The organism is Streptomyces sp. MMG1533 (assembly GCF_001279775.1).
GTDB lineage: Bacteria > Actinomycetota > Actinomycetes > Streptomycetales > Streptomycetaceae > Streptomyces.
Genome location: NZ_LGDG01000266.1, coordinates 36,903 through 44,774, shown reverse-complemented (window position 1 = coordinate 44,774; position 7,872 = coordinate 36,903). Strand labels below are relative to the sequence as shown.

6 protein-coding genes are annotated in these 7,872 nt (G+C 68.4%); 5 read left to right on the top strand and 1 reads right to left on the bottom strand.

What is annotated here, in order from left to right:
* Positions 1-234: hypothetical protein (locus ADK57_RS40630; protein WP_199830789.1), on the bottom strand; the 234-nt coding region annotated here is incomplete at its 3' end.
* A 542-nt stretch (positions 235-776) separates the two neighbouring features.
* On the opposite strand from ADK57_RS40630, the gene ADK57_RS40625 reads away from it, so the two are divergent.
* The 5 genes from ADK57_RS40625 (at position 777) to ADK57_RS40605 (ending at position 7,872) form a co-directional block, all read left to right on the top strand.
* Positions 777-1,784 (top strand): LacI family DNA-binding transcriptional regulator, encoded by a 1,008-nt coding sequence (locus ADK57_RS40625; RefSeq protein ID WP_053754755.1) that lies wholly within the window; start codon positions 777-779, stop codon positions 1,782-1,784.
* A gap of 395 nt (positions 1,785-2,179) precedes the next feature.
* A complete protein-coding gene (locus tag ADK57_RS40620) occupies positions 2,180-3,478 on the top strand; it encodes an extracellular solute-binding protein (protein WP_053754754.1) in 1,299 nt (432 codons plus the stop codon).
* A 48-nt stretch (positions 3,479-3,526) separates the two neighbouring features.
* Positions 3,527-4,513, top strand: coding sequence for a carbohydrate ABC transporter permease (locus ADK57_RS40615; RefSeq protein WP_053754753.1), 987 nt, complete (start codon positions 3,527-3,529; stop codon positions 4,511-4,513).
* A gap of 6 nt (positions 4,514-4,519) precedes the next feature.
* Complete coding sequence (locus ADK57_RS40610; RefSeq protein ID WP_037667824.1) at positions 4,520-5,407, top strand: carbohydrate ABC transporter permease; 888 nt, start codon at positions 4,520-4,522, stop codon at positions 5,405-5,407.
* A gap of 167 nt (positions 5,408-5,574) precedes the next feature.
* The gene (locus ADK57_RS40605; RefSeq protein WP_053754762.1) at positions 5,575-7,872 is read left to right on the top strand and encodes a glycoside hydrolase family 3 N-terminal domain-containing protein; all 2,298 of its coding nucleotides are present in this window, start codon (positions 5,575-5,577) and stop codon (positions 7,870-7,872) included.

Sequence of the window (7,872 nt, the reverse complement as noted above, 5' to 3'; positions counted from 1 at the left end):
GTTGTACTGGTAGAAGAGGTGGTACTCGCCCTTGTAGTAGACGAGGCCGTTGGGGTCGTTCATCCAGTTCTTCTCCGGCGTGAAGTGGAACTGGGGCCGATAGGTCTCGGAGTACGGCAGGGTGTCGGCGGCTACGGCCTGGGGGGCGAGCGGGGCTGCGGACAGGGCGCAGACGGTCGCCACCGCCGCCATCATCCGTATGCGGGCATGCCGGGATACGCGTGCAGAGCTCATGGTGTCTCCTAGTCCCGCGGCTCGTCGGCGCAGCACTGACTGCGGCCCCGGCGCGGACGGACCGAAAAGTGACATCCCAGCGGCGTCGACGTCCACGCAGCCGACTGGGGTGTCAACGACGACGTATGTCATCGATGACAGCGAGTGCCCGATTATGAAGGGCAATCCGGCCAGCGCGTCAACGGTGCGGGCGCGATTGCTCCGGGACGGGTCTGCGGTCCGTCGGGCGTCGTCGGCGGCCGGCAGCCGCGCCGATGAGCTCGGCCATGGCGGGTTGGGGTCGGCAACCGCGCAGGTCAGAGCGGTGGCTTGGGTGGCAGCCGGCAGGCTTCCGCGGCATCGTGCGAGACCGAGACCGGCTGCGTCAACGAGTTGTTTCCGGGGTGTTGACCGGTGGGGCCTCTCGGTGCTTCACTTCCGGAACCGGTACCGAAACCGGTTCCGGGACTGCTTCCGGTACCGGTTACACGGGTCTCTGTACGATCGGCCCTTCGGTGCGGGAGGAAAGTCTTCCGCCTCTGCAGGAAGGGAGGGGAGGTGACATGGGAGTCACTATCGCCGACGTGGCCACGCGGGCCGGCGTCAGCAAGACGACGGTCTCGCGGGTGCTGAACGGCAAAGGCGAGATCCACGAGAACACCGTCGCGAAGGTCCGCAAGGCGATCTCGGAGCTCGGCTATGTGCCGAGCGCCGGGGCAGTGGGGCTGGCACGCGGCACGACACAGATGATCGGCATGCTGGTCCCTGACTTGGCCTGGGCCTGGGCCGGCATCGTGCAGGCGGTCGTCGAGACGCTGGAGGCCGAGGGCTTCGGGCTGCGGATGCTGACCTGGAACCGCGGTGAGGAGTCACTGCGCAGGCTGGGCCTGCAGGTCGCTGCCAAGTCGTTCGACGGTCTGCTGGTGATAGAGCCCGAGGGGGCCCTGGGATCCATCACGGAACTGCACGAGGCCGGACTGCCGGTGGTACTGATAGACGACCGCTTCCAGCGGCCGGGATTCCCCTACGTGGCCACCACCAACCGGGAGGGCGGTGAGCAGGCGGCGCGCCACCTGCTGGACCTCGGTCGCCGTCGCCCTCTGGTGGTGACCGGTCCAGAAGAGTACGGCTGCACCCGGGAACGGTTGGGCGGCTTCGTCGACGTCTATGCGCAGGCCGGGATCGAGCTCGACCCGCGCAGCATCATCTGCGGCGACTTCTTGTTCGACAGCAGCCGGAGCGCGGTGGCGCAAGCTCTCGCGGACGGCGTGGAGTTCGACGCGGTCTTCGGGCACAACGACCCCTCGGCGGCCGGCGTGCTCGCGGCCTTGCACGAGGCCGGCCTCAAGATTCCGCGGGATGTCGCCGTGGTGGGGTTCGATGACGTCGAGGTGGCGTCGTACACCTATCCGGCCTTGACCACCGTCCGCCAGCCGATGCGGGAGATGGGTGAGGCAGCGGCGCGTCTGCTGCTCGACCACGTGCGCAGATCGCCCGAGGCCGCCCCCTCGCGCATCATTCCCACCAGCCTCGTGATCCGCGGTTCGACATTGGAGCCGAGCTCGAACTGACGCGACGTCATCGCGGTGCGTACGTGATGGCGCCTCGCAGCCGGGCGGTGCGTCGCCGGTGACGCACCGCCCCTCATCTCCTTGAAACCTCGGCGACCCACTTCGGCCTCGCCTTCCTCGCAACCATGGCGGCTGCACACGCGTTCATGCGGCACCGCCCACATGCACCCTTCCGCTCGCGCGTTCCCGATCCGGGACACCGAACGGCGCGCCTGGCCCACCCTGCCCGGCCCTACCCACTCCGCGTCGGATGCTCCAGCCGCGCCCTGCGGCTGACCGCCGATGCCGCTGTCACCGCAGACGGTCCCCACCCGTGCGCCGGCCCATCCGGGCGTCCGCCCGCTCTCACCCTTAGCCCCCCGCGCCTGTATCGCCCAACGGCAAGGAGCCGCATCATGCGTATCACCACCCGTCACACCGTCAGAACCGTCCAGATCCTGTGCGTCACCGTCACGGCAGCCCTGGTGGCCACCGGCTGTGGCCGGAGCGAGGACTCCGGCCCCGGCAACGACGCACCCGCCGAGATAGCCGCGGGTAAGGCCAAGGGGACGGTGGTCATGTGGTCCATGGGCGACCCCGACGAAGACCTGAAGGAACTGGCCAAGAAGTTCGAGCAGGAGAACCCGGACGCAGACGTCAAGATCACCGCGGTCCCGTGGGACGGTGCCCACGACAAGCTGACCACCGCGATAGCGGGCGGCAACACACCGGACATGTCCCTGGTCGGCAGCACCTGGATGGCCGAGATGGCAGCCTTGAAGGGCTTCCAGGCCACCCCGACGTCGATCAAGTCCTCGGACTTCTACCCCGGCCAGTGGGACACCACCAAGTACAAGAACACCTCCTACGGCGTCCCGTTCATCGCCGACACCCAAGCGGTCTTCTACCGGACCGACATCACCAAGAAGGCCGGTATCAAGGGCGCCCTGGCTAGCGACCGGGCCGGGTACCTGAAGGACCTCAAGGCCATCCAGGCCACCGCCGGCAAGGAGAACCCCAAGCTGCGCCATGCCGGCGGGCTGGTGATGGGCTTCAACTCCTGGATTTTCTGGGTGCCGATGGTCTGGCAGCAGGGCGGTGACATCTACGACGCCAAGACCGGGAAGTTCACCTTCGACTCGCCCGAGGTCGCCAAGGCGCTGGAGGACTACGCGAGCGTCCCCAAGCAGGGCCTGGCGCCGACCGACAGGTCGGACAACGTGCAGGGCTTCCGCGACGGGCTGATCGCGGTCTACCAGGAGGGTGCGTGGGCCGGCGGCAGCCTCCACAAGGACGCCCCGGAGCTGGACGGCAAGTGGAAGACCATGCCGATGCCGTACACCAAGCAGCCCGCCGGGTTCGCCGGCGGCAGCGACCTGGCGGTGTTCAACGAGGCCAAGAACCCCGACGCGGCATGGAAGTTCGCCCAGTTCCTGACGGAGCCCGCCAACCTCGCGACCTATTCCAAGGCCACCGGCAGCCTGCCTCCTTCGCCCCAGGCGTGGACGGAGGGGAAGCTGACCGAGGACGAGAACTTGAAGGCGTTCGCCGAGCAGCTCGAGGTCAGCAAGGCGCCGCCCGCCATCACGACCTGGCAGCAGATCGCCGACACCATCGACTCCGAACTGGAGAAGCTGACCCTCGGCAAGGCCACCGTCGCCGAGGTGCAGAAGACGCTGCAGTCCAAGGCCACCAGCATCGGCACCGGCCGCTGAGCGCCGCCGCGTGAGTACCCCTCGTATGGACAACCCTCGCACGGACGGATGACATCCATGTCCACGAAAACGCTCCCCGAGCGGGGCGGCACCCACGAGCAGGGCACCGCAGGGTCGGAACGGAGTGCCGATCGCCGGCACTCCGGGCTCCGGAGCACGGCGCGCGGCAGGCAGGCCCGGGCCGCCTGGGTCCTCGCCGGCCCGTTCCTCGCGCTGTTCTTGGCCTTCATGCTGCTGCCGGTGGTGTGGTCACTGCTGATGGGCCTGACCGACACCAAGAGCGCGGACCTGCGCACACCGCTGAACGTGTCGTTCGTCGGCTTCGACAACTACGTACGCCTCTTTGAGGACCCGCAGTTTTTCACGGCCCTGCGCAACACGGCCGTGTTCGTCCTGGTGGCCCTGCCCCTGACCCTGGCCGCCGGGCTCGCGGCGGCGGTTGCCCTCGACCGGGGCATCCGCCGCTTCCGGGCCGTCTTCCGGGTCGGCTTCTACCTGCCGGTGATCACCAGCATCGTGGCCGTCGCCGTGGTGTGGAAGACGCTCCTGGAACCTCGCGCGGGACTGGCGAACCTCGTCCTGGGCTGGTTCGGGATCGACGGTCCGGCCTGGCTGGCGGACACCCGCTTCGCCCTGCCCGTCATGATCGTGATGGCGATATGGCGCAACCTCGGCACGGTCATGATCATCATGCTGGCGGGTCTGCAGTCCGTGCCCCAGTCCCTGATGGAAGCGGCCGAACTCGACGGGGCCGGGCCCTGGCAGCGGTTCTGGCGGGTCACCTTCCCGCTCCTGCGGCCGGCCCTGCTGCTGACCGCCGTGACCACCGGCATCGGCTATCTGCAGTTCTTCGACGAGCCGTTCGTGATGACCGATGGCGGACCCCTGGACTCCACCCTGTCGGCGACGTTGTACGCCTACAAACAGTTCGGCAACGGCAACTACGAGATGGCGTCGGCCGCCGGCTACGTCATCTTCGTCCTCATCGTCGCGCTGACCGTGCTGCAGTTCCGCGTGCTGCGAGACAAGGACTGATGCCTCATGAGCACCCTCTCTACTCTCCGAACGCCACAACCGGGCACGAACCGCGCCCTGAGGCGCCGCCGCATCCGCCAGAACTGGGGTCAGCCCTGGCTGTACATACCGCTCGCCGGCGCCCTGCTGCTGATGATCGCGCCGTTCCTGTGGATGCTGTCCGGGTCGTTCAAGCCCGAGGCCGACATCCGCAGGGTCCCACCCGTCCTGATACCCACGGCGCCCACGACCGCCAACTACGGCGAGCTGTTCAGCACGCTCGACTTCACGAGCATGTTCGCCAACTCCGTGATCGTGGCCCTCGCCGTGACCGCGGGCAACCTGATCTTCTGCTCGATGCTCGGATACGCCCTGGCCAAACTGGAGTTCCGCGGACAGCGCGCCGTCTTCCTGCTGGTCATGGGGACCCTCATGATCCCCGGCCTGGTCACCTTCGTACCGCTGTACGTGCTGGTGGCCAACATGCAGCTGACCGGCTCCCTGCTCGGGCTGATCCTGCCGTTCCTGGCCACGCCCTTCGGGGTGTTCCTGATGCGGCAGTTCATCTCCACCCTGCCTGACGAACTGATCGACGCCGCCCGCGTCGACGGCTGCCGCGAACTGGCCATCTTCGCGAAGATCATCCTTCCGCTGACCAAGCCCGCCCTCGCCACCCTCGGGATCATCACCTTCCTCGGCTCCTGGAACAACTTCCTGTGGCCCCTGGTCGTCGCCCAGAACGAGAGCCAGTACACCCTCCCCGTCGGCCTCGCCCTGGCCAGCAGCGGACAGTCCTTCACCCGCTTCGGCATCCTGCTCGCCGGTGCCATGGTCGTCCTGCTGCCGGTGATGATCGTCTTCCTGCTCTTCCAGCGACAGTTCGTGGCGGGCATCGCCACTACCGGCCTGAAGTGACACCCCGGTTCCCGCCCCGCCGTCCCATGCCGTACCGGTCCCGCCCGGGACGGCGGACGGACGGCACGCGAGCCCCGCCGCGTCGGGCGGCAAGGTTCGCGCGACGAAGCACTCACCGTCGCCCATCAACTCTCTGATCTGTGACGACTCATCTCTTGGAGAACACCGTGGGACAGCCGGTCCACTCTGCCGCGTACCTGGATCCGGAAGCGTCCGTGGAAGCGAGAACCGACGACTTGCTGTCCCGGATGACCCTGCCGGAGAAGGTCGGGCAGCTGCTGATGCTCGACGCACAACACGGGGACCTGGCGGACATCGTGTCGGCCAAGCTGGCCGGGGCAGTCCTGCATGTGTCTCCCGACCTCATGCCGCAGGCCATGGAACTGGCCCGGCGGACACGGCTCGGCATACCGCTGCTGACAGCCGACGACGGCATCCACGGCCACTCGTTCTGGCCGGGGGCGACCATCTTCCCGACCCAGCTGGCCATGGCCTGCACCTGGGACCCCTCCCTGCTCCACCGAGTCGCCCGAGCGGCCGCGACCGAAATCGCGGCGACCGGAATCCACGGGACGTTCTCCCCGGTCCTGTGCATCACCCGGGACCTGCGCTGGGGCCGGATCAACGAGACGTTCGGCGAGGACCCGTTCCTGATCGGTGAACTCGGGGCGGCGATGGTACGCGGCTACCAGGGCGACGGCCTCAGCGACCCGACAGCCGTGCTGGCGTACGCAAAGCACTTCGCGGGCTACTCCGAAACCCTGGGCGGGCGCGACGCCAGCGAAGCCGATCTCAGCCCCCGCAAGCTGCGCTCGTGGTTCCTGCCCCCCTTCGAGCAGGCGGTACGGGCCGGCTGCCGCGGCTTCATGCTCGGCTACCAGTCCATCGACGGGGTGCCCATCACCGCGCATCAGTGGCTGATCAACGACGTGCTCAAGGGCGAGTGGGGCTTCACCGGGACGCTGGTGACCGACTGGGACAACGTCGGCCGGATGGTCTACGACCAGCGGACCTGCGCCGACTACGCCGAGGCGGCGGCGGTCGCCGTCAACTCCGGGAACGACCTCATCATGGCCACACCGCAGTTCTTCGAGGGCGCCCAGGAGGCGGTCGCCCGCGGCCTGATGGAAGAGAAGCAGATCGATGACGCGGTACGGCGGGTTCTGCGGCTGAAGTTCGAGCTCGGACTGTTCGAGAACCCCCGCGCCCCCGACCCCGAGCGGCAGGCGCAGGTGATCGGCTGCCGCTCACACGCGGACCTCAACCTGGAGACCGCCCGTCGCTCCCTGGTGTTGCTGCGCAACGAGGGGATCCTGCCCCTCGAGGGCGGGCTGACCTCGGACGGAACGGGGCGCGCCGTGAGCCGGGACAGGCCGCGGACGATCGCGGTCATCGGCCCCAACGCCGACAGCACGCAAGCCATGCTCGGCGACTGGGCGGGCGCCTCCGGCCAGGTCCCGTGGATGCCCGAGGGACATCCACGCGAGTCGGTGGAGACGGTGCTCGACGGCCTTCGCGCCGTCGCACCGGCCGACTGGGCCATCACGTACGCCCGCGGAGCCGACATCGAAAGCCCCGCATCCAACTCCGAGTGGTCCCTGGGGCCCGACGGCCAACCGCAGCCGGCCGTTTTCACCCCAGCCCCGGTCGACCAGGCACAGCTTCGGGAGGCCACCGCCGCCGCGGAGGCCGCCGACTACGCCGTCGTGGTCGTGGGAGACACCATCGCCCTCACCGGCGAGGTGCGCTCCACGGCCACGCTCGACCTCCAGGGAGGCCAGATCGCGCTGCTGGACGCGGTCGCCGCCACCGGCACACCGATGATCGTCGTACTGGCCCAGTCCAAGCCGAGCACCCTCCCGGAGTCGGCACTGAACGCGGCAGCCCTCATCGAGGCGTTCAACCCGGGCATGCGCGGCGGCCGCGCCGTCGCCGAACTGCTTCTCGGACTCGTCGATCCCAGTGGCCGGCTCCCGGTCTCCTTCGCACGTCACGTCGGACAGCAACCGGTCTTCTACAACCAGGTGCGAGGCCAGCACGGGAGCCGCTATGCGGATCTCACACAGGACCCCCTGTTCGCGTTCGGCGAGGGCCTCACCTACACCACGGTCACCTACTCCGACTTGGTCGTGCACGACCCGGAGGTCCCCGCCGACGGCACCGTCGACGCCACGGTGCGGCTCACCAACAGCGGCAGCCGCAGGGCCGTGGAAACGGTCCAGGCGTACGTCAGCGACCTGACCACCAGCGTCACCTGGGCCGAGCAGGAGCTGAAGGGTTTCACCCAGGTTGAGATACCTCCCGGCGAAAGCCTGGACGTCCGCATCAGCATCCCTGCCTCCCAGTGCTCTCTCGTCACAGCCGACAACCGCCGCGTGGTCGAACCAGGCGAGTTCGCACTCCGCGTCGGCCCCAGCTCACGGCGGGAGCAGCAGCTGAGCGTGGAATTCCGCATCCGGACCTGA